This is a genomic window from Streptomyces sp. NPDC048696 (assembly GCF_043198895.1).
In the GTDB taxonomy this organism is placed as follows: domain Bacteria; phylum Actinomycetota; class Actinomycetes; order Streptomycetales; family Streptomycetaceae; genus Streptomyces.
On sequence record NZ_JBICVJ010000002.1, the window covers coordinates 374,032 to 397,864 of the forward strand.

The following is a 23,833-nucleotide window of genomic DNA, read 5'->3' on the forward strand; positions in this document are numbered from 1 at the left end:
TACACGTGCGCGTACGTACGCGTTCACGTACCTCAACGTCGCACCCACGAGGAGCGTGCCCATGACCGCGAATCCGATCGCCGAGACCGTCGCCTCTCTTATGCCCCGCGCACAGGCGGAGCTCACGGAACTGGTGGCGTTCCAATCGGTGGCGGACGAGGCAGTGGCGCCCAGGAGCGAGTGCGAGGCGGCCGCCGCGTGGGTCGCCGGGGCGCTGCGCGCCGAGGGCTTCCAGGACGTGGCCCTGCTCGACACCCCCGACGGCTCCCAGTCGGTCTACGGCTTCCTGCCCGGCCCGGCCGACGCGCCGACCGTTCTGCTGTACGCGCACTACGACGTACAGCCGATGCTGGACGAGTCCGCCTGGCTGAGCCCGCCGTTCGAGCTGACCGAGCGCGACGGCCGCTGGTACGGGCGCGGTGCCGCCGACTGCAAGGGCGGCTTCATCATGCACCTGCTCGCGCTGCGCGCGCTGAAGGCCAACGGCGGTGTCCCGGTCTCCGTGAAGGTCATCGTCGAGGGCTCCGAGGAGCAGGGCACGGGCGGTCTTGAGCAGTACGCCGAGGCGCACCCCGACCTGCTCACCGCCGACGCCATCGTGATCGGCGACACCGGCAACTTCCGCGTCGGCCTGCCCACGGTCACCGCGACCCTGCGCGGGATGACGATGATCCGGGTGAGCGTCGAGACGCTCGAAGGCAACCTGCACTCGGGCCAGTTCGGCGGCGCCGCGCCCGACGCGCTGGCCGCGCTCATCCGCGTACTGGACTCGCTGCGCGACGAGCACGGGCAGACGGTCATCGACGGGCTCGCCACCGACTCGGCGTGGGACGGACTCCAGTACCCGGAGGCCGAGTTCCGCTCGGACGCCAAGGTGCTCGACGGGGTCGCCCTGCCCGGCACCGGCACGGTCGCCGACCGCATCTGGGCGCGTCCGGCCGTCACGGTGGTCGGCATCGACTGCCACCCGGTGGCGGGCGCGACCCCGTCCATCCCGGCGAGCGCGCGGGCGCAGATCAGCCTGCGGGTGCCGCCGGGCGTGGACGCGGCCGAGGCCACCAAGCTGCTGTACGCGCACATCGAGAAGCACGTGCCGTGGAACGCCCGGGTCTCCTTCGAGCAGGTCGGCCAGGGCCAGGCGTTCCGCGCGGACATCACCAGCCCGGCGTACACCTCGATGGCCGAGGCCATGCGGATCGCCTACCCGGGCCAGGAGATGCAGTCCTCCGGCATGGGCGGCTCGATCCCGCTCTGCAACACCCTCGCCGCGCTCTACCCGCAGGCCGAGATCCTGCTGATCGGGCTGAGCGAGCCGGAGGCGCAGATCCACGCGGTGAACGAGAGCGTGTCGCCGCAGGAGCTGGAGCGGCTGTCGGTCGCCGAGGCGCACTTCCTGGTCAACTACGCGCACTCCAAGCAGTCCTGACGGTCGTTCTGACGGTCCATCACCGATCCGCTCGGAGCGTGGCGACCCCGGTCACGCTCCGAGCGGAATCGCGCGGAGCGTAGATCCCTGCGGCGGGCGGCGCACCCGACGTACGTTCGCCACATGGATCTCGTACGAGTGACGCCGCGTCTGCACATGTTCCGCTTCCCGATCGGCCAGGCGTATCTGTGGCGGGACGAGGACGAGGACGAGGACGAGTTGACGCTGGTGGACGCGGGTGACGTCAACGCCGCCGCGCCCATCGAGGAGGCCGTTCGCGGCCTCGGGCTCGACCCGGCCGCGATCCGCCGGATCGTGATCACGCACGGCCACAACGACCACTACGGAGCGGCCGGCGAGCTGGCCGAGCGGTACGGGGCCGAGGTGATCGCCCATCGGCTGGACGCGCCGGTGATCCGGGGCGAGCGGCCGAGGGCGGACCCGGTTCTGCTGGAGTGGGAACTTCCGCTGTGGGAGCACGCGTTGAGGGTGCCGGAGGCACCGTCGACCAGGGTCGACCACGAGGTCGAGGACGGGGATGTGCTCGACTTCGGCGGCGGCGCCGTCGTGGTCCACTCCCCCGGCCACACCGACGGCTCGATCGGCATCCATCTCCCGCGCCACGGCGTGCTGTTCACGGGCGACTGCGTGGCCGGGGTCGGCCAGGTGATGCTCGGCGTCTTCAACGTGGACCGGGACCTGGCCCGGACCTCGTTCCGACGGCTCGCCGCCCTCGCCCCGTCCGTGGCGTGCTTCGGGCACGGGGACCCGCTGACGACGGATACGGCGAAGGTGCTGCGGGAAACGCGGAACAGGCCTGACGGACACCGACCCGGCCCGGGCGTGCCGGCGCCCGACGGCAGAGGGGGCGCAAGGGGCGAGGAACTGGCCCTGGCGAGCCCACCCCGACGCCGGCCCGGGCACCCACGCACCAGAGCCACGTGTCGGGCGCGGCCGGCACCGCCTCCCCCGAGCGCGCCCCTGGCGCGACGGCGCCCGACGCGCTCGCCTCACCCCACCGGCACCCCCGCCTCCAGGTTGAACACGGTCGACTTCTCCCGGGCCCGCAGGGCCCAGCGGAGCCGTTCGTAGCGGGCCGGCGGCAGCAGGTGGGCCGCCTCCTCCTCGCCGACGAACCGCCATCCGCGCAGTTCCTCGCCCGGCAGCAGCACCTGCCCGGCGTCGGCGCTGTCGAGCCGTCCCCCGTCGAAGAGCAGCCGCAGCCCGCCGTACCCCGGCGGGGCGGGCGGCTCCCAGTCGACGACGAGCAGACGGGGCACCCGGTCGAGCCGTATGCCGATCTCCTCCTCGACCTCGCGCATGCCCGCGCGCGCGGGCGCCTCACCGCGTTCCACGACGCCGCCGGGGAACTCCCAGCCCGGCTTGTACGTCGGGTCCACCAGGAGCACCCGGTCGCTCTCGTCGAAGAGCAGCACTCCGGCGGCGAGGGTCTCGGCCGTGGGTTCCGGCGTCTGGACGATCTCGCACGCGCGGGCCGCTCCGCTGCGTACGGCCGCCGCGACGATCTCGGCGGTCCGGCGCGGGGTGAGCGCGCCGTTGTCGACGACGTGGGCGTCCTCGGTGAGCCAGCCGAGCGCCGCGCGATAGGGCGCGATGTGCTCGTACGCCCACTGCCGGCAGCGCTCGCTGGCCTCGGGGTCGTCCGGGACTTCGACGCGGGCGGCGATGCGCTCTCGCAGGATCGTTTCCTCATGCGCGAGAAGCACATGCCGTACGGGTATCCGGCGGGAGGCGAGACCGCCGAAGATCTCGTCGCGGTACTCCTGTCGCAGCAGCGACATGGGCACCACGAGGACCCCGCCGACCTCGGCGAGCAACGCGGCCGCGCCGTCGACCACGAGCCTGCGCCAGATCGGCAGGTCCTGATAGTCGCTGACCTCGGCGAGACGTTTCTGCGGCAGCAGCTGCCGGAGCGCGCCGCCGATCACCTCGGGGTCGTACAAGGTGCTGTTCGGGATCAGGTCGACCAGTTCGCGCGCGGTGCTGGTCTTGCCCGCGCCGAACGCACCGTTGATCCAGACGATCACGGTTCCCCCTCTTCCGTAGCCCCCAGTGGATTGCCCGCAACAGAGTGCCACGGAAACCCGCGGACGGAACCGGGCGCCCTGATCTTGTACACAAGTGTGGCGATGCTGTTGCACGTTGAACGCGCCGTTCCGGCCGCGCGCCGCGTCCTTCCCGGTGGAGCACCGGCCACGGGGGGCCGTAACGCATGCGGTGGGAACATCGTTGTGCGAGTGCCGGAAGAGATCGAGGGGGTGCGACGAATGCGTCGTACAGTGCTGGAACGCTTTCCCGCCGGCGGCCCGCGCGGCAGCTGGCCCGCCGAGGAATTCGCACGGGACCGCCGGGACGAGGGTGTGGCGGCGGAGGTCGTGATGGACCTGGAGTCGGACGCGTTCCTGGTGGTGGTACGGCAGTACGCACCGGAGCCGGTGGGCTGAGCCGTTCCGGGTCGCCGCCGCGATCGCTCAGCGGGTGCGGGCGGCCGCGACGCGTCCGACGGCCGCCCGCACCCGGCGTCAGGCGAGTCGCGGTGCCACCTGCGCCGCGACCCACTCCATGGCCTTCTCGACCTGCTCGGCCGCGACAGGCAGCCACAGAGTGCACGCACTGAGCCCGGCCTCGGCTAGGCGGCCGAGGTCGTCGACGACGCTCTCCACGGTGGGAGCGGCGCCTCCGAGCGGCCGCCCGGGCAGCGGAGCCACAGCGGGGACACCGGGCGGCGTGAGGAACGCGGCCGAGGCGAGTACCAGCCGGTCGACGTCCTCGGCCTCGGCGAGGTCACGCAGGCGGCCACGGACACTGGTGACCTCCGCGGCGTCGGCGCCGCTGCCGTACCAGCCGTCGCCGAGCCGCAGCACCCGGCGCAGGGCGGCGTCGCTGGTGCCGCCGACCCACACGGGCGGTCCGCCGGCGGTCACCGGCGGGACTCCCAAGTGCGCCTGGCGCAGTGTGGTGAACGGCCCGTCGAAGTCCGCGGGCCGACGGGTCCACAGCGCCTTGGCGGCGGCGAGGTGATCGTCGGTGCGCGCACCGCGTTCACGGGCGGATACGCCGAGGGCGGCGAACTCGTCCGGATTCCAGCCGGTGCCGACGCCCAGGATCAGCCGTCCGCCGGAGATGACGTCCAGGGTGGCCGCCTGGTTGGCGAGCACCAGCGCCGGGTAGTACGGCGCGACGAGTACGGACGTCAGCAGCCGCAGCCGCGTGGTCGCCCCCGCGACGGCCGACAGCAGCACCAGCGGGTCCGTGTCGAGGCCGAACCCGCTGTCCAGGAGCCGATTGCCGACGGCGACGTGATCGAAGCCCAGGTCTTCGGCGTGCCGCGCGGCGCGGAGCACACTGGCTCCGTCGTCGAGCGGCCAACGCGGTTGCAGCGAGACACCGAGGCGCAGCGGCATGAGGTTGCCTTTCTGTGGCGGTCCAATGGCGACACGACGATCACCGACCGCCCCGTCGCCACACCCAACTCCCCGACTGGCGCCTGTATTTCACCCCCGGCCCGGCGCCCCGAAGCGGCGTCGGCAGGGCCGGGGTCGACGGGGCTCCCCGCTACCCCTTGCTCGACCCCAAAGTAAGCCCCGCGATGAAGTGCCTCTGGAGCAGCAGGAACACCAGCAGCGTCGGGAGAGCGACGATCACCGAGCCTGCTGCCAGCAAGTTGTAGTCCGTGAAGAACTGCCCGCGGAGGTTGTTGAGAGCCGACGTGACCGGGAGTTTGTCGCCGTCCGACATGAAGACCAGGGCCCACAGGAAGTCGTTGTACATCCAGGTGAACTGGAGCGTGGCCAGGGCCGCGAGGGCCGGGCGGCACAGGGGGAGGGTGATGCGCCAGTACTGGGTCCACACGCCCGCGCCGTCGACGATCGCCGCCTCCAGGATCTCCTGCGGCAGCGTGCGCATGAAATTGGCCAGGACGAAGACGCAGAAGCCGATCTGGAAGCCGATGTGGACGACGATGACGGCCCAGTACGAGTCGAACATCGTCATCGAGTCGGACATCCAGTACGGCAGCGGGATGCGGTTGAACACCACGTACAGCGGGGTCACGATGACTTGTTGGGGCAGCAGGTTGCCGGCCGTGAACAGCATCAGGAGCAGGATGCCGCCGCGCAGCTTCAGGCGGGAGACCGCGAAGGCCACGAACGACGCCAGGAACAGCGTGATCAGTACGCCCGGCACCGCGATGATCAGGGTGTTGACGAAGTACTTCGTCATGCCCGAGTCGCTGAAGGCCTGTTTGTAGTAGGTGAAGGACAGGTGTTTCGGGAGTGAGAAGTAGCCGTCCTTGGACGTCTCGTCGTACGGGCGCAGTGAGGCGTAGACCGCGAGCAGCAGCGGGGCGAGGAACGCCAGCGAGACGGTCATCAGGAAGGCGTGCACGCCGAGGCGGCCCGGGCGGACGCGGCGGCGGCGTGCCGCGGGCGGTGCGGCCGGGGCGGTGGCGGGGGCCACGGGTGCGGTGTCCACGGTCATCTGCTCTTCTCCCCTCGGATCTCCTGGACCAGGTACGTCACGACGAACCCGAGGGAGACGGTCAGCAGCACGACGGCGATGGCGGAGCCGAACCCGATGCGGCTGGCCTCGCCGATGATGTTGTCGGTGACGAGCACCGAGAGCACTTCGAGACCGTTGCGGCCGTGGTTGACCGCGTACACGATGTCGAAGGCGCGCAGCGACTCGATGACGGTGATCACGCCGACGATCACGTTGACCGGGCGCAGGGTCGGCAGTACCACCCGGAAGAACGTCTGGGCCTCCCCCGCGCCGTCGATCGCCGCCGCTTCCTTGAGCGTGGGGTCCACGGCCTTCAGACCGGCCAAGTAGAGGATCATGACGTAGCCCGTGTGCCGCCAGGCCGCCGCCAGCAGGATCATCCAGATGTTGAGGTGCGGGTCGCCCAGCCAGTCGGTCGGGTTCTGCTTGTCGCCGAGCATCGCGTTCAACGCGCCCTGGTCGCGCGAGAAGACGAGTTGCGCGATGAAGCCGACGACGGCGAGCGAGAGCACGACCGGCATGTAGAGCGTCGACTGGTAGAAGCGGCTGAAGCGGACGCCCCGGTCGATCAGTACGGCGAGCAGCAGCCCGAACGGGACGGCGACCAGGCCGAGGAAGGCCAGCCACATCAGGTTGTGGCGGACCGCCGGCCAGAACGGCGGGTAGTTGGTGAAGATGTCGGTGTAGTTCCGCGTCCCGACCCATGTGATGTCGCCGATCCCGTCCCAGCTGGTGAACGAGAGGACGACGGAGGCGAGGGTCGGGCCCCACACGATGGCGAGGTCGAGCAGGACGGGTATGCCGAGCAGCACGCCGAGGACGACGAGGTCGCGGGCGGTGAACCGCCGGGGTCCTCGTCGTCCGGCGCGCCGTGCGGAGATGAGCGACACGGCTGAGTACTCCAAGTCGAGGCGGATGGTGGCCGGTTGGCGGGCGCCCGACGTCAGTCCGAAGCGAAGATCGTCTTGCGCTGCCGCTCGATGTCGTTGACCAGCCCGTCCACGTCGTTCGGGTTGCCGATGAACCGCTGGAGAGCCGGGATCATCACGGTGGAGGAGAAGTCCGGCCGGGTGTCGCGGTCCATGAACTGCGAGATCTGCTTGGCGCCGGAGATCAGCTCGACGGACTTCTTCTGGAGCGCGCTGTACTTGGTGGTGTCCGCCCCGCTGTTGACCGCGATGCTGTTGGGGTCACTGGCGAGGTAGGTGTCCTCGGCCTTGGCGGTGGCGAGCCAGGTGAGCAGGTCCTTGGCGCTCTCCATGCTCTTGCTGTTCTTGAGGTGCTTCGCGTTCTTGGCGAGCAGGAACCCGTCGATGGGCGCCTCGACGGCGTCCTGGGCGTGTTCCGGGTTGATGACCGGGAACGGGAAGAAGTCGACGTCGTCCTGCTCGGAGACCGGGAACTGCTGCCCCACGTGCGGCAGTCCGAAGACCGCCATGCCGGTCTCCTTCTTCTGCAGGCTCTGCGCGGCCTCCTGCCAGGTGCGGCCGTTGGCGCCCTTCTGGCAGTACGGAAGGATTCTGCGCCAGGTGTCGAAGACGTCCTTGACCCGCTTGTCCGTCCACGACTCCTTGCCCGTCATCAGGTCCCGGTGGAAGTCGTATCCGTTGCTGCGCATGTTGATGTAGTCGAAGGTGCCCATGCTGGGCCAGCCGTCCTTGTCGCAGAACGCGATCGGTACGAGCTTGTCCTTCTGCATCTGCTTGGCGAGCGCGATGTAGTCGTCGAGCGTTTTGGGCGCCTGGTAGCCGTGCGCCGCGAAGACGCTTTTGCGGTGGAAGACCGCCCAGGGGTAGTAGTAGTACGGCGTCAGGTACTGCTTGCCGTCCTCGCCCGTCGACTGCGCCTTCAGCGCCGGCGAGAAGCCCTGGAAGTGCTGCCACAGGTCGCTGATGTCGTGCAGCAGCCCCTTCTTGGCGAAGAACTGCATGCGGTTCCCGGCGAACCACATGAAGACGTCGTCGGGCTTGCCCTGGAGATAGCGGTTGATGTTCTCCTGGAAGGTGTTGTGGTCCACGGTGTTGACCTTCACCGTGCGGCCTTCCTTGGACTGCTGCTCGTACGCCTTGAAAGCGTCCGCGAAGGCTTTCTTCGGCACCGCGTCCGACGAGTTGGAGCCCATCCGGATCGTCTTGGTGTCACCGCCGGGTCCGCTGCCGCAGGCGGAGAGCAGCGACGGGAGGGTGACCGCCCCGGCGCCGATCGCCGCGCCCCGCAGGAGACTTCGCCGTGACATCCGATGTCCCACCACACTCCCGGGCACAGCAGGACCTTTGAACGATGACTGCGCCATGTCCCCCTCCTTCGGGGTGAAACCCAACACAACCGAACGCGTGGCTTGGATCTCACCCCCAAGTGGGGGCGCCGTCAAGGGTTTTGACGCGACACCGAGTAACCGTTACCAGTTCTATTCCAACAGACTCCAACAAGCTCTACCGCAAACGCGCGTCGTCAGCGAGCGCACCGCGAAGTGCGTCTCATCGGTACAACTGCCGTGTACCCGGCGGAAAGTGATGAGACATCACCTTCCCGCCCGCACCGCCCGGCGAACAGTCGTCGGAGCCCTGAAGGCCGCGGCGGCCGCGCCCACCAGACCCGCGTCCGTACCCATCAGCGCGGGGGCGACCTTGAGACCCTGGACGAACGACAGCGTGGCGTAGTCGTGCAGCGCCCGGCGCAGCGGGGCGAAGAGGATGTCGCCCGCGCCCGCCACTCCCCCGCCGATCACCGCGATCTCGATCTCCGTGAGGGTCGCGGTCGCCGCGATGCCCGCGGCCAGCGCCTGGGCGGCCCGCTCGAACGAGGCGAACGCGATCGGATGCCCGGCACGGGCGGCCTCGGCCACGGCGGCGGCCGAGGCGTCGCCGTCGGGGCCCGGGGTCCAGCCGCCCGCCAGCGCGCGGCGGGCGATGTTGGGGCCGCTGGCGATCCGCTCCACGCAGCCGCGCGCCCCGCACGGACACACGTCCCCGTCCAGGTCGACGCTGATGTGCCCGATGTGGCCCGCGTTGCCGGTGGGTCCGGGGTGCAGTCGCCCGCCGAGGACGAGACCGCCACCCACACCCGTGGAGACGACCATGCACAGCGCGTTGTCGTAGCCGCGGGCCGCGCCCAGCCAGTGCTCGGCCGCGGTCATCGCGACACCGTCGCCGACCAGCTCGACGGGGAGCCCGCCGGTCGCCGCCCGGACCCGCTCGACCAGCGCGAAGCCGCGCCAGCCGGGGATGTTGACCGGGCTGACGGTCCCGTTGGACGCGTCGACCGGGCCCGCGCTGCCGATACCGACGGCGGTGACCCGCGCCCACAGCGCGGATCCGGCCAGCTCGGCCAGCACCTCGTCGACGGCACGCGCCACCGTCTCGCCGTCCTCCTGCGCGGGGGTCGGTCGCTGCGTCCGTACGAGCAGACGGCCACCGGCGTCCACCAGCGCTCCGGCGATCTTGGTTCCGCCGATGTCGAGCGCGGCGACGAGGTCGGTGTGCATCGGTGTCGGATCTCCTGGTGGGCACGGTTGCGAAGCTAGTCCGATCAACAGTCTCCATTCACCTGACAACGTTGTCCAGGGCCTATGCTCGACGCCACACGGCGATCCCCCGCGATCCGCTCCCCGCGCCATCCCCAACCCCCGCGTCCCCCGAAGCACACGATCCTCCCGACGACGACAGGACACCGCACGTGGCCGAGACCGCCCGCCACCATGAGCCCCGTTACGGCATCCGGCCCACCATGAAGGATGTCGCCTCGCGCGCCGGTGTGGGGCTGAAAACGGTATCCCGGGTCGTGAACGGCGAGGCCGGGGTCACCCCGGACACCGAGCGGCGCGTCCAGGAGGCGATCGAGGCCCTGGGGTTCCGCCGCAACGACAGCGCGCGCGTGCTGCGCAAGGGCCGCACCGCGTCCATCGGGCTGGTCCTCGAAGACCTCGCCGACCCGTTCTACGGCCCGCTCAGCCGCGCGATCGAGGAGGTCGCCCGGGCGCACGGGGCGCTGCTGATCAACGGGTCCAGCGCCGAGGACGCCGACCGCGAGCAGGAGCTCGTGCTCGCCTTCTGCGCCCGCCGCGTCGACGGGCTCATCGTCATTCCGGCGGGCGGCGACCACCGCTATCTGGAGCCCGAGATAAAGGCCGGGGTCGCGACGGTCTTCGTCGACCGTCCGGCCGGGCGGATCGACGCGGACGCGGTGCTGTCCGACAGCTTCGGCGGCGCGCGCGAGGGCGTCGCGCATCTGGTGGCGCACGGCCACCGCCGGATCGGCTTCATCGGTGACCAGCCGCGCATCCACACCGCCACCGAGCGGCTGCGCGGCTACCGGGCGGCGATGGAGGAGGCGGGTCTTGCGGTCGACGACGCGTGGGTGGCGCTCGGCTCCACCGACCCCGAGCGCGTGCGGTCGGCCACCGAGGCGATGCTCAGCGGGCCGTCGCCGGTCACCGCGATCTTCTCGGGCAACAACCGGGTGACCGTGACGGTGGTGCGCACGCTCGCCGGGCGGTCGCGGCCGGTGGCGCTCGTCGGCTTCGACGACATCGAGCTGGCCGATCTGCTCGGGATCACGGTGATCTCGCAGGACGCGGCGGCGCTGGGGCGTACCGCCGCGGAGCGGTTGTTCCGGCGGCTGGACGGGGTCGATGACGCGCCTGCGCGCGTGATCGTGCCGACCGCGCTGATCGCGCGGGGGTCTGGGGAGATTGCGCCTGCGGGCGATCTCTGAGTGCGGGGCGCTTGGTGGGAGGGCCGGTCTTTCGGCTGCGGGGCGCTTCGCTGGAGGGGCCGTCTTTTTGCTGCGGACCGTGGGTGGCTGGTCGCGCCGTTCCCCGCGCCCCTAAAAAGCGGAGGTGTGCGTGGCTGGGCGCGCCCGCGCGGTGGAGCCGCACATGTCACTGTCCCGCGCCCCTAAACGCAGATGCGCAAGCCCGGGATCGGGTGGTTGTTCGTGCCGCCCTTCAGGTACACCACGCTGACGTAGACGTTGGTGTTGCCGTTGTCGTCGTCCGTGCGGGCCCAGTACGTGTTGGTCCACTTGCCGTATGTCTCGCGGCGGCCCAGGTCGCTCTGGCAGAAGAAGTAGTTGGTGCCCGCCCTGAGCGTGCCCGTCCGGCCGCCGTCGTGGGTGTAGCTCTTCGCGGTGTGCCACACCTGGCAGTTGTACCTGCCGCCGCCGATGGGCTCGCACGCGGAGGTGCCGCTCGACGGCTTCTTGCTCGGTGTCGCGCCGCTCTTCTTGTGCGCCTTCTTGGCCGAGGGGTGGGTGCTCGTCGCGCCCGGGCTCGCGCTGCTCGCCGGGTCGGCCGCCTGTCGGCGGGTGCCCGTGTCGCCGCCGTTGTCGGCCAGCGCGTACGTGACCCCGGCGGCCACGAGCACGGCGGCCGCGGCGCCCGCCGCCACCATCCCCCGTGCGCGTCCCCGCTTCTTGGCGGGCGTCGGCGGCAGCGGTGCGACCACCGGGCCGAAGCCTTCGGGGCGGTGCGGCAGCACGTCTCGTACGGTCGCCTCGCGCGGCAAAGTCACGGGCGCGGCCAGGGCGCGGCCCTCGGCCACCTCCGACAGCAGGCGCGCGGCCGTCTGCGCGTCGGGGCGCTGCGCCGGGTCCTTGTGCATCAGCTGACGCAGCACGGGCCCGAGCGGCCCCGCCCGGACCGGCTCGGGCAGCGGCTCCACCACGATCGCGTTCAGCGTCGACCAGGTGGAGGTGCGGCGGAACGGCGAGGAGCCCTCCACCGCCGCGTACAGGGTGGCGCCGAGTGCCCAGACGTCCGAGGCGGGGCCCGGCTCCTGGCCCCGGGCCCGCTCGGGCGCCAAGTAGTCGAGGGAGCCGACCAGTTCACCGCTGCGGGTGAGATGGGTGGCCGAGCCGTCGCCCGGGTCGTCCATGGCGGCGATGCCGAAGTCGGTGAGCACCACCCGGCCGCCGCCCTCAAGGAGGATGTTGCCGGGCTTCACATCGCGGTGCAGCACCCCGACGCGGTGGGCCGCGGCCAGCGCCTCCAGGACCCGGGCGCCGATGGCGGCCGCCTCGCGCGCGTCGAGCGTGCCGCGCTCGCCGAGCACGCCGTCGAGCGAGGGGCCGTCGACGAGCTCCATCACGATGACCGGGCGGCCCTCGTGCTCGGTCACGTCGTGGACGGCCACCACGGAGGGATGCCGTACGCGCGCGGCCGCGCGTGCCTCGCGCTGCATGCGCAACCGCAGGTCGCCGAGTTCCGGCGCCGAGAGGTCGGTGTACGTACGCAGTTCCTTGACCGCGACCTCACGGCCGAGCACTTCGTCGACGGCGCGCCACACGACGCCCATGCCGCCCCGGCCCAGCTGCTCGACGAGTCGGTAGCGCCCCGCGAGCCGGTAGTTCTCCCCCGATGACACCGCTGCCCCGTTCCCTGTGGCGGTTGTGGTCGCGTACAGAGTACGGGGCAGGAGTGACGGCTTTGGGGGGCTACGGGGCAGTGACGGTGAGGGCCGCGCGGCGCGGGGAGGCGAAGCCGTCGAGGTCGGCGCGGCTGAGGCCGGTCAGGCGGGCGACCTCGTCGTCGTCGAGGGCGCCGCAGTCCAGGCCGCGCAGCAGGAAGCCGCTGAGCGCCTTGGCGGTCGCGGGCTCGTCCATGACGTCGCCGCCCGCCTTCGCCACATACGCGGCGAGCCGCGCCGCCGCCTGCTCCAGGCCCTCGCGGTAGAACGCGTAGACGGCCGCGTAACGGGTCGGCAGATGGCCCGGGTGCATGTCCCAGCCCTGGTAGTACGCGCGGGCCAGGGCGCGCCGGGTGAGACCGTAGTGGAGCCGCCAGGCCTCGTGAACGTGCGCGGTGGAGCCGATGGGCAGGACGTTGGTGGAGCCGTCCGAGACCCGTACGCCGGTGCCCGCCGCCGCGACCTGCATGACGGCCTTGGCGTGGTCGGCGGCCGGGTGGTCGCTCGCCTGGTAGGCGGCGGAGACGCCCACGCACGCGCTGTAGTCGAAGGTGCCGTAGTGCAGCCCGGTCGCGCGGCCCCGGGCGGCGTCGATCATCCTGGCCACGGCGGCCGTGCCGTCGGCGGCCAGGATGGACTGGCTGGTCTCGATCTGGATCTCGAAGCCGAGCCGCCCGGCGGGCAGCCCGTGGGCCTGCTCGAAGGCCTCCAGGAGCCGCACGAAGGCGGAGACCTGCTCGGGGTAGGTCACCTTCGGCAGGGTCAGGACGAGCCCGTCGGGCAGGCCGCCGTGCGCCATGAGGCCGGTGAGGAAGACGTCCGTGGTGCGGATGCCCCGGTCGCGTACCGCCGCTTCCATGCACTTCATACGGATGCCCATGTACGGGGCCGCCGTGCCGTTCGCGTACGCCTCGTGGATCAGGCGGGCGGCGCGCGCGGCCGTCGCGTCCTCCTCGGCGTCGGGGCGCGGGCCGTAGCCGTCCTCGAAGTCCACGCGCAGGTCCTCGATGGGCTCGCGCTCCAGCTTGGCGCGCACCCGGTCGTACACGGGGCCCGCGAGCTCGTCGGCGATGCCGAGCACCTTGGCGAAGGAGGCGGCGTCCGGGGCGTGCTCGTCGAGGGCGGCCAGCGCCTGGTCGCCCCAGGAGCGGATGGTGGCGGCGTCGAAGGCGTCGCCCGGTACGTAGACGGTGTGCACGGGCTGGCGGGTGCCGGGGTCTCCCGGGTAGCGGCGGGCGAGCTCCTCGTCCACGGCCACCAGCGAGGCGCTGATCTCCTCGCTGACGCCGCCGGCGAGGCTCGTCGCCACCTTCTCCTGCTGACCCATCCTGCACCCTCCGCGTTCAGGTTTCCACTTGGCGGAATCAATGCTCCGCATAGCAGAATTTAGTAACGGGGTACCTCTGCCGTCAATGGTTGCCCAAAACGGCCGGGGGCCGCGCGGTGAAGATCACCACACGGCCCCCGGTCGGGCGAACGGGCAGGTCAGCCCTTGCGCGCCTTGACCTCTTCGGTCAGCTGCGGGACGACGTCGAACAGGTCGCCGACCACGCCGTAGTCGACCAGGTCGAAGATCGGGGCCTCGGAGTCCTTGTTGATGGCCACGATGGTCTTCGAGGTCTGCATGCCCGCGCGGTGCTGGATCGCGCCGGAGATGCCGGAGGCGATGTACAGCTGCGGCGAGACCGACTTGCCGGTCTGGCCGACCTGGTTGGAGTGCGGGTACCAGCCGGCGTCGACGGCGGCGCGGGAGGCGCCGACGGCGGCACCGAGCGAGTCGGCCAGCGCCTCGATGATCGCGAAGTTCTCGGCGCCGTTGACGCCGCGGCCGCCGGAGACCACGATCGCGGCCTCGGTCAGCTCGGGGCGGCCGGTCGACTCGCGCGGGGTGCGCGAGACGACCTTGGTGCCGGTGGCCTGCGCGGAGAAGGTGACCGACAGGGCCTCGACGGCGCCCGCGGCCGGGGCGGCCTCCACGGCGGCCGAGTTCGGCTTGACCGTGATGACCGGGGTGCCCTTGGAGACGCGGGACTTGGTGGTGAAGGAGGCGGCGAACGCGGACTGCGTCGCGACCGGGCCCTCGTCACCGGCCTCCAGGTCGACGGCGTCGGTGATGATGCCGGAGCCGATGCGCAGCGCGAGGCGGGCCGCGATCTCCTTGCCCTCGGCGGAGGACGGGACGAGCACGGCGGCCGGGGATACGGCCTCGTATGCGGCCTGCAGCGCGTCCACCTTGGGGACGACGAGGTACTCGGCGAACTCGGGGGCGTCGACGGTCAGCACGCGGGTGGCGCCGTGCTCGGCGAGCGCGGGCGCGGTGGCCTCGGCGCCGGCACCGACGGCGACGGCGACGGGCTCGCCGATGCGGCGGGCCAGCGTCAGCAGCTCCAGGGTGGGCTTGCGGACGGCACCGTCCACGTGGTCGACGTAGACGAGAACTTCAGCCATGGGACTCAATCTCCTGCGAGTGCGAAGAATCTGGGGGCAGTTGGGGCTCTGCGAGCCTTAGATGAACTTCTGGCTCGCGAGGAACTCGGCCAGCTGCTTGCCGCCCTCGCCCTCGTCCTTGACGATCGTGCCGGCGGTGCGGGCCGGACGCTCGGCGGCCGAGTCGACCAGGGTCCAGGAGCCCTCCAGGCCGACCTCGTCGGCCTCGATCTCCAGGTCCTCCAGGTCCAGCGACTCCACCGGCTTCTTCTTGGCGGCCATGATGCCCTTGAAGGACGGGTAGCGGGCCTCGCCCGACTGGTCCGTCACCGAGACGACGGCCGGCAGGGACGCCTCCAGCTGCTCCGACGCGGAGTCGCCGTCGCGGCGGCCCTTGACGGTGCCGTCCTCGACCGAGACCTCGGAGAGCAGCGTGACCTGCGGAACGTTCAGACGCTCGGCGAGGAGGGCCGGCAGCACACCCATGGTGCCGTCGGTCGACGCCATGCCGCAGACGACCAGGTCGTAACCGGTCTTCTCGATGGCCTTGGCGAGCACCAGCGAGGTGCCGATGACGTCGGTGCCGTGCAGGTCGTCGTCCTCGACGTGGACGGCCTTGTCGGCGCCCATGGAAAGCGCCTTGCGCAGCGCGTCCTTGGCGTCCTCGGGGCCGACGGTCAGCACGGTGATCTCCGCGTCGTCCGCCTCGTCGGCGATCTGCAGTGCCTGCTCGACCGCGTACTCGTCGAGCTCCGAAAGGAGGCCGTCGACGTCGTCGCGGTCGACGGTCAGGTCATCGGCGAAGTGCCGGTCGCCGGTGGCGTCGGGCACGTACTTCACACAGACAACGATCCTCAAGCTCACGCCGGCTCTCCTACTGCATCGTCATTTCTGGGCTGCCTTGTTGCACGCAGCATAGGCGCCTGATGGGGCGGTTTCCGGTCGGGGCGACCGGCGCTCCGAACGAAATATTACTCGCCAGTACACCCAGTGTGTTCCCAGTAAGCAAGCGCTTTGAACTGTGACGTTGCCAACGCTGAGTAACCGGCGGGTACGGAGACTTTTCGGCCCCCGCGGACGTTGAGTCGCCCTGGGTGCCGAGTCAGTCCCGGAGCCCGTGGAAACGGCCCTGGTGGTAGAGGAGCGGGCGGCCCGCGCCGGCGGGCTCGCCGACGACCGCCTGGCCGACCACGATGCGGTGGTCCCCGGCCGGGATACGGGCCACCACCTTGCACACCAGCCACGCCAGCACCCCGTCGAGCACGGGCACGCCCTCGGGGCCCGGTTGCCAGCGGGTGGGAGCGCCGAAGCGGTCGGCGCCGCTGCGCGCGAAGGTCGCGGCCAGCTCTTCCTGGTGCTCGCCGAGTATGTGGACGCCGATGTGCTCGGTCTCGGCGACCACGGGCCAGCTGGAGGAGCCGGTGCCGATACCGAAGGAGAGCAACGGCGGCTCGGCGGCGACCGAGTTGAGGGAGGTGGCGGTGAAGCCGACGGGCCGGCCGTCACGCTGCGCGGTGATCACCGCGACACCGGCGGCATGCTGGCGGAACACCGCGCGGAAGAGCTGGGGGGAGGCGAGACGTGCGGTGCCGAGCTCGGGCGAAGCCGTCATGGAGTTGTCCTTCTGCGGTCGGTGCGTGGGGGCCGGGAAAGGGTCAGCGGCCCGGACAGCGCGCACTTGCGGTGCGGGCGAGGTCCACATGGACGCGCCCGTGGAGAAGGATTCGGATCGGCACATCGTCAGACTGACGATTGCGGACGCGCGCAGTCAAGTGCGTTCTACGATGTGGGAGATCCGTCACGGGACGCTCCACGCAGCTCACACCGCCTTTCCCAGCGCGGCGATCACATCGGCGCGGCGCGGCTGCCCGGACGCCCGGCGCACGACCCTGCCGTCGCGGTCGAGGACCAGGACGGTGGGCGTGGCCCGGATGTCCAGGGCTCTGACGAGCGCGAGATGGTCCTCGGCGTCGATCTCCACATGCTCGACCCCGTCCACCATGGCGGCAACTTCCGCCAACGTACGCCGAGTTGCCCGGCAGGGCTGGCAGAAAGCGGTGGAGAACTGGACCAGGGTGGCCCGCTCGCCCAGCTCCCGGCCCAACTCCCCCGCCCCGAGCCTCGGCTCGTCCTCGCCCAGCACAGCCTCTCCCCTCACTTCGATGTCCGCCCTGTTCAGCGCCCCGGACCGGCCGGAAGATTCCCCGACGGCCCCGACCTGGGCACACGTGATGAGAATCTCCCTCGCGAGCGGCCCCAGGACTGGCCAGCACGGCGCGTATCGGGCACGATCTGCCCAATGCCGGAAAACCTACGGCTGCGTAACTTTCACCGGGAGAACCCTCCCCCGGGATCAGAAGGGCCTCCCCCAGATGGCAGAACTCGTGTATCGGCCGGTCGTCGGCGCCGCCCTGACCATGTTCAAGGCGCTCGACCTGAAGATCGACACGCAGGGTTCGGAGAACATCCCGCGCACCGGCGGGGCGGTGCTGGTCAGCAACCACATCAGCTATCTGGACTTCATCTTCACCGGGCTCGCCGCGCTGCCGCAGAAGCGCCTGGTGCGCTTCATGGCCAAGGAGTCGGTCTTCCGGCACAAGATCTCGGGCCCGCTGATGCGCGGCATGAAGCACATCCCGGTGGACCGCAAGCAGGGCGAGGCGGCGTACGCGCACGCCCTGGACTCGCTGCGCTCCGGTGAGATCGTCGGGGTCTTCCCCGAGGCGACCATCTCGCAGTCGTTCACGCTGAAGAGCTTCAAGTCGGGTGCGGCCCGGCTCGCCCAGGAGGCGGGCGTCCCGCTGATCCCGATGGCGCTGTGGGGCACCCAGCGGGTGTGGACCAAGGGCCGCCCGCGCAACTTCAAGCGCAGCCACATCCCCGTCACCATCCGGGTCGGCGAGCCGGTGGAGGCCCCCGCCGACCAGTACGCGGGCGCCATCACCCGGCGGCTGCGCGAGCGGTGCCAGGAGCTCCTGGAAGCCGCCCAGCGCGCCTATCCCGTACGCCCCAAGGACGCCGCCGACACCTGGTGGATCCCGGCGCACCTGGGCGGCACCGCGCCCACGCCCGAAGAGGTCCGCGAACGCGAAGCCAGCCGCTGAATCGTCACGCCCCGGCGCCGACCGGGGCGTGCACGGTGATCAGCGCACCGGGGCTCGCCTTCTCAAGCAGCTCGGCGAGCTCGGCCCCCGCCGCCACCGGATCACCGTGCGGGGCCATGGCCTCCAGCAGGAAGAGCGCGCCGGTCGACTCCTCGGTCAGCCGAGTGCGCACCCCCTGGCGCCAGTTCCAGCGGCGGCACGTCACGCCCTCGTCGTCGCACCACACCACCTCGCCCGCGTCCGGGTGCTCGACGACCGGCTCGCCGCCCGCGACCGTCAAGAACGGCTCGTCGCCGGTGGCCCGCACCAGTCGCATCGACCCCTTGATGCGGTCGGCGTCCTCGCCGCCGACCGGGACGAGATGGGCGACGCTGATCGCGTTGTAGACGTCGACGAGCCGGTTGACGCGCGGCAGACCGCCGTCCGCGAGCGCGCGCTTGGCCAGCGCCTCGGCGGAGTTGCGGGTACGGGACGGCTTGGCGCCGAACGCCGTGTACGCGGCGCGCCAGGCGGCCATGTGCGGGTCCTCGTGCGGGGCGAGGCCGCCGAGCCGCGCGCGCAGCCGCCGCGCGGCCTCGTCGAGCAGCGCCGAACTCGCCGTGTCACTGGGGCCGTTGACGAGCCGGCGGGCCTCGACGGCGACATGGGTGAAGCCGGGCGCGAGCGCGCGGACCTCGTCGGAGACGGTGAGCGTGAACGTCATGGGCGGTCGTGCCTCACAGGTCGATCGGGGCGGCTTGGTGCACCCCAGAATACTCCAAGGTTCATCTCAGTGGACTGCGAAGGATGACGAAAACGGCCGGTCGCAGAGAGTCATCGACTCCGCGACCGGCCGCTGTGCCGTGTCACCAGGGCGTCTACCGGGACATCTCCTCCTTGAGCGCCGCCAGGAAGTCGTCCACGTCGTCCTCGGTGGTGTCGTACGAGCACATCCAGCGGACGTCGCCGGCCGCCTCGTTCCAGAAGTAGAACCGGTAGCGCTTCTGCAGCCGCTCGCTGACGTCGTGCGGCAGCCGCGCGAAGACCGCGTTCGCCTGGACCGGGTAGAGGATCTCCACCCCGCCGACCGCGCTCACGCCGTCGGCGAGCCGCCGTGCCATCGCGTTGGCGTGGCGCGCGTTGCGCAGCCACAGGTCCTTGGCGAGCAGCGCCTCCAACTGCACCGACACGAAACGCATCTTGGAGGCGAGCTGCATCGACATCTTGCGGATGTGCTTCATCCGGCGCACCGCGTCCGGGTTGAGCACGATGACGGCCTCGCCGAACATCATCCCGTTCTTGGTCCCGCCGTACGAGAGCACGTCGACGCCCGCCGCGTTGGTGAACGCCCGCATCGGTACGTCGAGCGAGGCCGCGGCGTTGGCCAGCCGGGCGCCGTCGAGGTGCACCTTCATGCCCAGCTGATGGGCGTGGTCGCAGATCGCGCGGATCTCGTCGGGCGTGTAGACCGTGCCCAGTTCGGTGTTCTGGGCGAGCGAGACGACCTGCGGCATGGCCCGGTGCTCGTCGTCCCAGCCCCAGGCCTGCCGGTCGATGAGCTCGGGGGTGAGCTTTCCGTCCGGGGTGGGCACGGTGAGCAGCTTGAGGCCCGCCATGCGCTCGGGCGCGCCGCCCTCGTCCACGTTGATGTGCGCGGTCTCGGCGCACACCACCGAACCCCAGCGGTCGGTCAGCGCCTGCAGGGCCACCACGTTGGCGCCCGTGCCGTTGAAGACCGGAAACGCCTGCGCGTCGGCGCCGAAGTGGCTGTGGACGACCCGCTGGAGGTGGTCGGTGTACTCGTCCTCGCCGTAGGAGACCTGGTGGCCTCCGTTGGCGAGGGCTATGGCGGCCAGGATCTCGGGGTGCACGCCGGCGTAGTTGTCGCTGGCGAAGCCGCGCACCTCGGGATCGTGGTGACGGCGCGCGTCCGTCCTCACGGCTTCGGGGTCAGCCACAGACGCTGTCCGTTCACTTCCGCCGCGGGCTGCTCCCAGACCCCGGCGATGGTTTCGGCGAGCTCCTTGACGTCGGTGAAGCCCGCGAACTTCGCGTTCGGCCGCTCCTCGCGCATCGCGTCGTGCACCAGCGCCTTGATCACCAGGATGACGGCGGCCGCGCCCGGACCCTGCTCACCGCCCGCCTTGCGGAAGGCGTCGGCGAGCGCGAGCGTCCACGCCTCGGCGGCGGCCTTGCCCGCGTTGTAGGCGGCGTTGTTGGCGGTGGGCTTGTGCGCGCCGGACTGGCTCACCAGCACATAGCGGCCGCGGTCACTGCGCAGCAGCCCCTCGTGGAACGCGAGCGAGGTGTGCTGCACGGTCTTGACCAGCAGCTTCTCAAGGAGCTCCCAGTCGGCGAGGTCCGTCTCGGCGAAGGACGCGCTGCCGCGCCAGCCGCCGACGAGGTGGACCAGGCCGTCGATACGGCCGAACTCCTTCTCGGTGCGCGCCGCCCACTCGCGGGTCGCGTCCAGATCCAGCAGGTCGACGGTGTCGCCCACCACGGTCGCCCCGCCGTGTGCGTAGCGCGCCGCGTCCACCGCCTCCGCGAGCCGTGCCGCGTCCGCGTCGGACGCCACCACGACGGCACCCGCCTCGGCGAGCGTGAGCAGGGCGGCGCGGCCCGCCGGGCCCGCCGCCCCGGCCACCGCGATCACGGCGCCGCTGAGCGGCCCGTTCCCATTCCCATTGCCGTTCATGATCGTCTCCTCCGCACGAGCGCTCACGCGGCGGCTCGCTCGGCGCTCGCCGCGGTGATTCCCTTGGTGGAGGCAATCACGTCCTTCAGCTTCTTGGCGAGGGCCTCATAGAACATGCTCAGGGGAAACTCGTCCGCAAGCACGTCGTCGACGAGTTTGCGCGGCGGCTGCGAGAGGTCCAGGGCGTCCGGGCCCTTGGCCCAGCGGGATCCCGGGTGCGGCGCGAGATAGGTCGAGACCAGGTCGTACGCGGCGAACCAGTGCACCAGCTTCGGGCGGTCGATGCCGTCCCGGTAGAGCTTCTCGATCTCGGCGCACAGCTGGTTGGTGACGGCCGGGGCCTGCTCCCAGTCGATGTGCAGCATGTTGTCGGTCCAGCGCACCACGTCGTGCTTGTGGAGGTACGCGAAGAGGAGCTGGCCGCCGAGGCCGTCGTAGTTGCGCACGCGGTCGCCGGTGACGGGGAAGCGGAACATCCGGTCGAAGAGCACCGCGTACTGCACGTCGCGGCCGTGCTGGTTGCCCTCGGCCTCCAGCTTCACGGCCTCCTTGAAGGCGGTGAGGTCGCAGCGCAGCTCCTCCAGGCCGTACATCCAGAACGGCTGGCGCTGCTTGATCATGAACGGGTCGAACGGCAGGTCGCCGTGGCTGTGCGTGCGGTCGTGGATCATGTCCCAGAGCACGAACGCCTTCTCGCAGCGCTCCTGGTCGCCGACCATCTCACGGATGTCCTCGGGCAGCTGGACGCCGAGGATGTCGACGGCCGCCTCGGTCACCCGGCGAAAGCGCGCGGCCTCCCGGTCGCAGAAGATGCCGCCCCAGGTGAAGCGCTCGGGCGCCTCGCGCACGGCGATGGTCTCCGGGAACAGGACGGCCGAGTTGGTGTCGTACCCGGCGGTGAAGTCCTCGAAGGCGATACCGCAGAACAGCGGGTTGTCGTAGCGCGTGGCCTCCAGGTCGGCCAGCCACTCGGGCCACACCATGCGCAGCACGACCGCTTCGAGGTTGCGGTCCGGGTTGCCGTTCTGCGTGTACATGGGGAAGACGACCAGGCGCTGCAGGCCGTCGGCGCGGTCGGCGGCCGGGTGGAAGGCGAGCAGCGAGTCCAGGAAGTCCGGCACGTCGAAGGCGTCGTCGGCCCACTTGCGCAGGTCCGCGACGAGCGCGCGGTGGTACGCGGCGTCGTGCGGCAGCAGCGGGGAGAGCTCCTGGACGGCGCCGACGATCCGCTCGACCACGGCCTCGGCGGCCGCGCGGGTGGGCGCGCCCTCGGCGTCGAAGTCGATGGATCCGTCCTTGGACTGCCAGGGCCGGATCTCCTCGACGGAACGCTTGAGCACGGACCAGGCAGAGTGCTCGACCACCGGCCGGTCGGCTACGGCGCCGGCGACCATGTCCTGCACAAGAATTTCCGTCATGTCACTTCCTCCACGGGAGAACCTCGCGTTAAGACACCGTATCCGTGTTCGGTTCACCGGCTCAAGAGGGATATCGGGAAATTATCCTGCACATCTTCATACGGGCCGCTGTTCTTCCTGCGACAGGCGTCGGGGACGCTCGCTTCTATCACGGCGCAGACGTAGTGCCAACCGCGTCAAGGCCTGGGGGACTCGCCCACCCCCGGGTGACACCTCTGGCCGGCGGACCCCCCGGACGGGTAGGACGGACGTGTCCCTCCCGTCCCCCCAGTACGGAGGCGTAACCCCATGAGTACCCGCGCCGTCCTTGTCGCAGCCCTCATCACGGGACTCGTGCTGGGCATCGCGGCCACCCGGGGAAACGACTCCGCCACCCCGCGCGAGCCGGGGTCCAACGCGTGGGCGGGCCGTTAGGCTGCGGCACTGCCGCGTGGGCACGGGACCGCCCGCGCGCGATCCGCCGTCGACGGAAGCGAGGCCTGTCTTGACGTTCCTCACCATCGGTCATCGCGGGGTCATGGGTGTCGAGCCGGAGAACACCCTGCGTTCGTTCGTCCGCGCCGAACGCGCGGGCATGGACGCCATCGAACTCGATCTGCATCTGAGCAAGGACGGCGCCCTCGTCGTCCTGCACGACGCCGATGTGGACCGCACCACGGACGGGACGGGCCCGGTGGCCGAGAAAACGGTCGCCGAGCTGCGCGAACTGGACGCCGGTCAGGGCGAGCGCATCCCGCTCTTCGAGGAGGTCCTGGACGCGGTGGGCTCACCGCTCCAGGCCGAGATCAAGGATGTGGCGGCCGCCGCCGAGCTGGCGCGCGTCATCCACGCGCGCGACCTCGTCGGCCGCGTCACGGTGTCCTCGTTCCACGACGAGGCGCTGGCCCGGATGGTGTCGCTGGTGCCGGGCGTACGGACCGTACTGATCGCGAGCCGGTGGGAGGACGACCTGACCGACCGCGCGAGGGCGGTGGGCGCGCATGCGCTCTCGCTGGACATCCGCCATCTGACACTGGCGGCCGTCGAGCGCACGCACGCCGAGTCCTTGCAGGTGATCGGCTGGGTGGTGAACACCCAGGACCATCTGCGGCTGGTGCGCGCGCTCGGTCTGGACGGCGCCACGACGGACTGCCCGGAGATCCGCCGCACCGGCCGCTTCACCGCGTGAACCGGCCGGGGGCCGCGAGGGCCGTCAGACCAACTTCTTGACCAGCAGCTCGAATTCGAGGTCCGCGCGCTGCGGGATGCCGAAGCGGTCGTCGCCGTACGGGAAGGGCGTCATGCTTCCGGTACGGCGGTAGCCGCGCCGCTCGTACCAGGCGATCAGCTCGTCCCGCACCGAGATCACCGTCATGTGCATCTCGGTGACGTCCCACGCCTCGCGCGCGGTGCGCTCCGCCTCGGCGATGATCTCCTTGCCGAGGCCGCTGCCCTGGAGCTCGGGGCGGACCGCGAACATGCCGAAGTAGGCGGCGTCACCCCGGTGTTCGAGCTGGCAGCAGGCGACGATACGGCCGCCCCGCTCCACCGTGAGCAGTCGGCTGCCGGGGCTGTGGATCACCTGGCGCACGCCCTCGGGGTCGGTGCGCTGCCCTTGCAGGATGTCCGCCTCGGTGGTCCAGCCGGCCCGGCTGGAGTCCCCGCGATAGGCCGACTCGATGAGCGGCACCAGCTCCTCGACGTCGGCTTCGGTGGCATCCCGGTAGCTCAGCTCTCCGGCGCGGGTGGTGTCCATGGCGAACCTTCTCCCAACTGCATCAATACGTCGTACGTCACGAGGGCACCACGAGCGTATCCCTCTCCCGCACACCCCCCGGGAGGGGTCGGATCGCCGCCGTGCGCTCCCCCGGTGTGCC

General features: G+C 70.9%; 23 protein-coding genes and 1 pseudogene. 7 read left to right on the forward strand and 17 right to left on the reverse strand.

Annotation, left to right across the window (positions count from 1 at the left end; all coding sequences use genetic code 11):
- Window positions 1–61 precede the first annotated feature (61 nt).
- Together ACGFRG_RS04735 and ACGFRG_RS04740 are read left to right on the forward strand one after the other, a co-directional pair.
- A complete protein-coding gene (locus ACGFRG_RS04735) occupies window positions 62–1,426 on the forward strand; it encodes a dipeptidase (protein ID WP_393261327.1) in 1,365 nt (454 codons plus the stop codon).
- 123 nt (window positions 1,427–1,549) lie between these two features.
- Window positions 1,550–2,230: pseudogene (locus ACGFRG_RS04740) on the forward strand (MBL fold metallo-hydrolase); the annotation flags it as partial.
- Window positions 2,231–2,436: 206 nt separating this feature from the next.
- Here ACGFRG_RS04740 and ACGFRG_RS04745 read toward each other — a convergent pair.
- A complete protein-coding gene (locus ACGFRG_RS04745; RefSeq protein WP_361423542.1) occupies window positions 2,437–3,474 on the reverse strand; it encodes an NUDIX domain-containing protein in 1,038 nt (345 codons plus the stop codon).
- Window positions 3,475–3,714: 240 nt separating this feature from the next.
- Between ACGFRG_RS04745 and ACGFRG_RS04750 the strand changes: the two genes are divergently transcribed.
- A complete protein-coding gene (locus tag ACGFRG_RS04750) occupies window positions 3,715–3,891 on the forward strand; it encodes a hypothetical protein (protein WP_361423539.1) in 177 nt (58 codons plus the stop codon).
- Window positions 3,892–3,969: 78 nt separating this feature from the next.
- On the opposite strand, the gene ACGFRG_RS04755 is transcribed toward ACGFRG_RS04750, so the two are convergent.
- The 5 genes from ACGFRG_RS04755 to ACGFRG_RS04775 all read right to left on the reverse strand — a co-directional run bounded on the left by ACGFRG_RS04755 (window position 3,970) and on the right by ACGFRG_RS04775 (window position 9,431).
- The gene (locus tag ACGFRG_RS04755; protein WP_393261330.1) at window positions 3,970–4,851 is read right to left on the reverse strand and encodes a TIGR03619 family F420-dependent LLM class oxidoreductase; all 882 of its coding nucleotides are present in this window, start codon (window positions 4,849–4,851) and stop codon (window positions 3,970–3,972) included.
- A 151-nt stretch (window positions 4,852–5,002) separates the two neighbouring features.
- Window positions 5,003–5,926 (reverse strand): carbohydrate ABC transporter permease, encoded by a 924-nt coding sequence (locus tag ACGFRG_RS04760; RefSeq protein ID WP_393261333.1) that lies wholly within the window; start codon window positions 5,924–5,926, stop codon window positions 5,003–5,005.
- On the reverse strand, window positions 5,923–6,837 hold the full coding sequence (locus tag ACGFRG_RS04765) for a sugar ABC transporter permease (RefSeq protein WP_361423521.1): 915 nt from the start codon (window positions 6,835–6,837) through the stop codon (window positions 5,923–5,925). The genes ACGFRG_RS04760 and ACGFRG_RS04765 overlap by 4 nt, the downstream gene beginning before the upstream one ends.
- Window positions 6,838–6,890: 53 nt before the next feature.
- The gene (locus ACGFRG_RS04770) at window positions 6,891–8,183 is read right to left on the reverse strand and encodes an ABC transporter substrate-binding protein (protein WP_393261336.1); all 1,293 of its coding nucleotides are present in this window, start codon (window positions 8,181–8,183) and stop codon (window positions 6,891–6,893) included.
- A 285-nt stretch (window positions 8,184–8,468) separates the two neighbouring features.
- The gene (locus tag ACGFRG_RS04775; protein ID WP_393261338.1) at window positions 8,469–9,431 is read right to left on the reverse strand and encodes an ROK family protein; all 963 of its coding nucleotides are present in this window, start codon (window positions 9,429–9,431) and stop codon (window positions 8,469–8,471) included.
- A gap of 191 nt (window positions 9,432–9,622) precedes the next feature.
- Between ACGFRG_RS04775 and ACGFRG_RS04780 the strand changes: the two genes are divergently transcribed.
- Window positions 9,623–10,660: a LacI family DNA-binding transcriptional regulator gene (locus ACGFRG_RS04780; protein ID WP_361423512.1), complete on the forward strand. Its 1,038-nt coding sequence runs from the start codon at window positions 9,623–9,625 to the stop codon at window positions 10,658–10,660.
- A gap of 182 nt (window positions 10,661–10,842) precedes the next feature.
- Here ACGFRG_RS04780 and ACGFRG_RS04785 read toward each other — a convergent pair whose 3' ends face one another.
- The 6 genes from ACGFRG_RS04785 to ACGFRG_RS04810 form a co-directional block, all read right to left on the reverse strand.
- Window positions 10,843–12,309: a serine/threonine-protein kinase gene (locus ACGFRG_RS04785; protein ID WP_393261342.1), complete on the reverse strand. Its 1,467-nt coding sequence runs from the start codon at window positions 12,307–12,309 to the stop codon at window positions 10,843–10,845.
- 70 nt (window positions 12,310–12,379) lie between these two features.
- Window positions 12,380–13,678, reverse strand: a complete 1,299-nt coding sequence (locus tag ACGFRG_RS04790) for a DUF6986 family protein (RefSeq protein WP_393261345.1) — start codon at window positions 13,676–13,678, stop codon at window positions 12,380–12,382.
- Window positions 13,679–13,836: 158 nt separating this feature from the next.
- Window positions 13,837–14,799 (reverse strand): electron transfer flavoprotein subunit alpha/FixB family protein, encoded by a 963-nt coding sequence (locus tag ACGFRG_RS04795; RefSeq protein ID WP_361423504.1) that lies wholly within the window; start codon window positions 14,797–14,799, stop codon window positions 13,837–13,839.
- Window positions 14,800–14,856: 57 nt separating this feature from the next.
- Window positions 14,857–15,642 (reverse strand): electron transfer flavoprotein subunit beta/FixA family protein, encoded by a 786-nt coding sequence (locus ACGFRG_RS04800; protein ID WP_188274676.1) that lies wholly within the window; start codon window positions 15,640–15,642, stop codon window positions 14,857–14,859.
- A 238-nt stretch (window positions 15,643–15,880) separates the two neighbouring features.
- Window positions 15,881–16,390 carry a flavin reductase family protein gene (locus tag ACGFRG_RS04805; protein ID WP_393261347.1) on the reverse strand — a complete coding sequence of 170 codons (510 nt, stop codon included), beginning with the start codon at window positions 16,388–16,390 and terminating at the stop codon, window positions 15,881–15,883.
- 207 nt (window positions 16,391–16,597) lie between these two features.
- Window positions 16,598–16,936: a TlpA family protein disulfide reductase gene (locus ACGFRG_RS04810; protein ID WP_393261349.1), complete on the reverse strand. Its 339-nt coding sequence runs from the start codon at window positions 16,934–16,936 to the stop codon at window positions 16,598–16,600.
- Between the two features lie 214 nt (window positions 16,937–17,150).
- Here ACGFRG_RS04810 and ACGFRG_RS04815 point away from each other — a divergent pair, with 214 nt between their 5' ends.
- Window positions 17,151–17,882: a lysophospholipid acyltransferase family protein gene (locus tag ACGFRG_RS04815; protein ID WP_361423498.1), complete on the forward strand. Its 732-nt coding sequence runs from the start codon at window positions 17,151–17,153 to the stop codon at window positions 17,880–17,882.
- Between the two features lie 4 nt (window positions 17,883–17,886).
- On the opposite strand, the gene ACGFRG_RS04820 is transcribed toward ACGFRG_RS04815, so the two are convergent.
- From ACGFRG_RS04820 to ACGFRG_RS04835, 4 genes are all read right to left on the reverse strand, one after another.
- Window positions 17,887–18,585, reverse strand: a complete 699-nt coding sequence (locus ACGFRG_RS04820) for a B3/4 domain-containing protein (RefSeq protein WP_393261352.1) — start codon at window positions 18,583–18,585, stop codon at window positions 17,887–17,889.
- Window positions 18,586–18,739: 154 nt separating this feature from the next.
- Window positions 18,740–19,801 carry a threonine aldolase family protein gene (locus ACGFRG_RS04825; protein WP_393261834.1) on the reverse strand — a complete coding sequence of 354 codons (1,062 nt, stop codon included), beginning with the start codon at window positions 19,799–19,801 and terminating at the stop codon, window positions 18,740–18,742.
- Window positions 19,798–20,559 (reverse strand): SDR family oxidoreductase, encoded by a 762-nt coding sequence (locus ACGFRG_RS04830; protein ID WP_361423494.1) that lies wholly within the window; start codon window positions 20,557–20,559, stop codon window positions 19,798–19,800. The genes ACGFRG_RS04825 and ACGFRG_RS04830 overlap by 4 nt, the downstream gene beginning before the upstream one ends.
- Before the next feature lie 23 nt (window positions 20,560–20,582).
- Entirely contained in the window at window positions 20,583–21,977 is a 1,395-nt protein-coding gene (locus ACGFRG_RS04835) for a DUF6421 family protein (protein WP_393261355.1), read from the reverse strand.
- A gap of 288 nt (window positions 21,978–22,265) precedes the next feature.
- On the opposite strand from ACGFRG_RS04835, the gene ACGFRG_RS04840 reads away from it, so the two are divergent.
- Together ACGFRG_RS04840 and ACGFRG_RS04845 are read left to right on the forward strand one after the other, a co-directional pair.
- Window positions 22,266–22,391, forward strand: coding sequence for a hypothetical protein (locus ACGFRG_RS04840; protein WP_361423489.1), 126 nt, complete (start codon window positions 22,266–22,268; stop codon window positions 22,389–22,391).
- A 70-nt stretch (window positions 22,392–22,461) separates the two neighbouring features.
- Window positions 22,462–23,145, forward strand: coding sequence for a glycerophosphodiester phosphodiesterase family protein (locus ACGFRG_RS04845; RefSeq protein ID WP_361423486.1), 684 nt, complete (start codon window positions 22,462–22,464; stop codon window positions 23,143–23,145).
- A 24-nt stretch (window positions 23,146–23,169) separates the two neighbouring features.
- On the opposite strand, the gene ACGFRG_RS04850 is transcribed toward ACGFRG_RS04845, so the two are convergent.
- Window positions 23,170–23,712 carry a GNAT family N-acetyltransferase gene (locus ACGFRG_RS04850; protein ID WP_361423483.1) on the reverse strand — a complete coding sequence of 181 codons (543 nt, stop codon included), beginning with the start codon at window positions 23,710–23,712 and terminating at the stop codon, window positions 23,170–23,172.
- Between the last annotated feature and the right edge of the window lie 121 nt (window positions 23,713–23,833).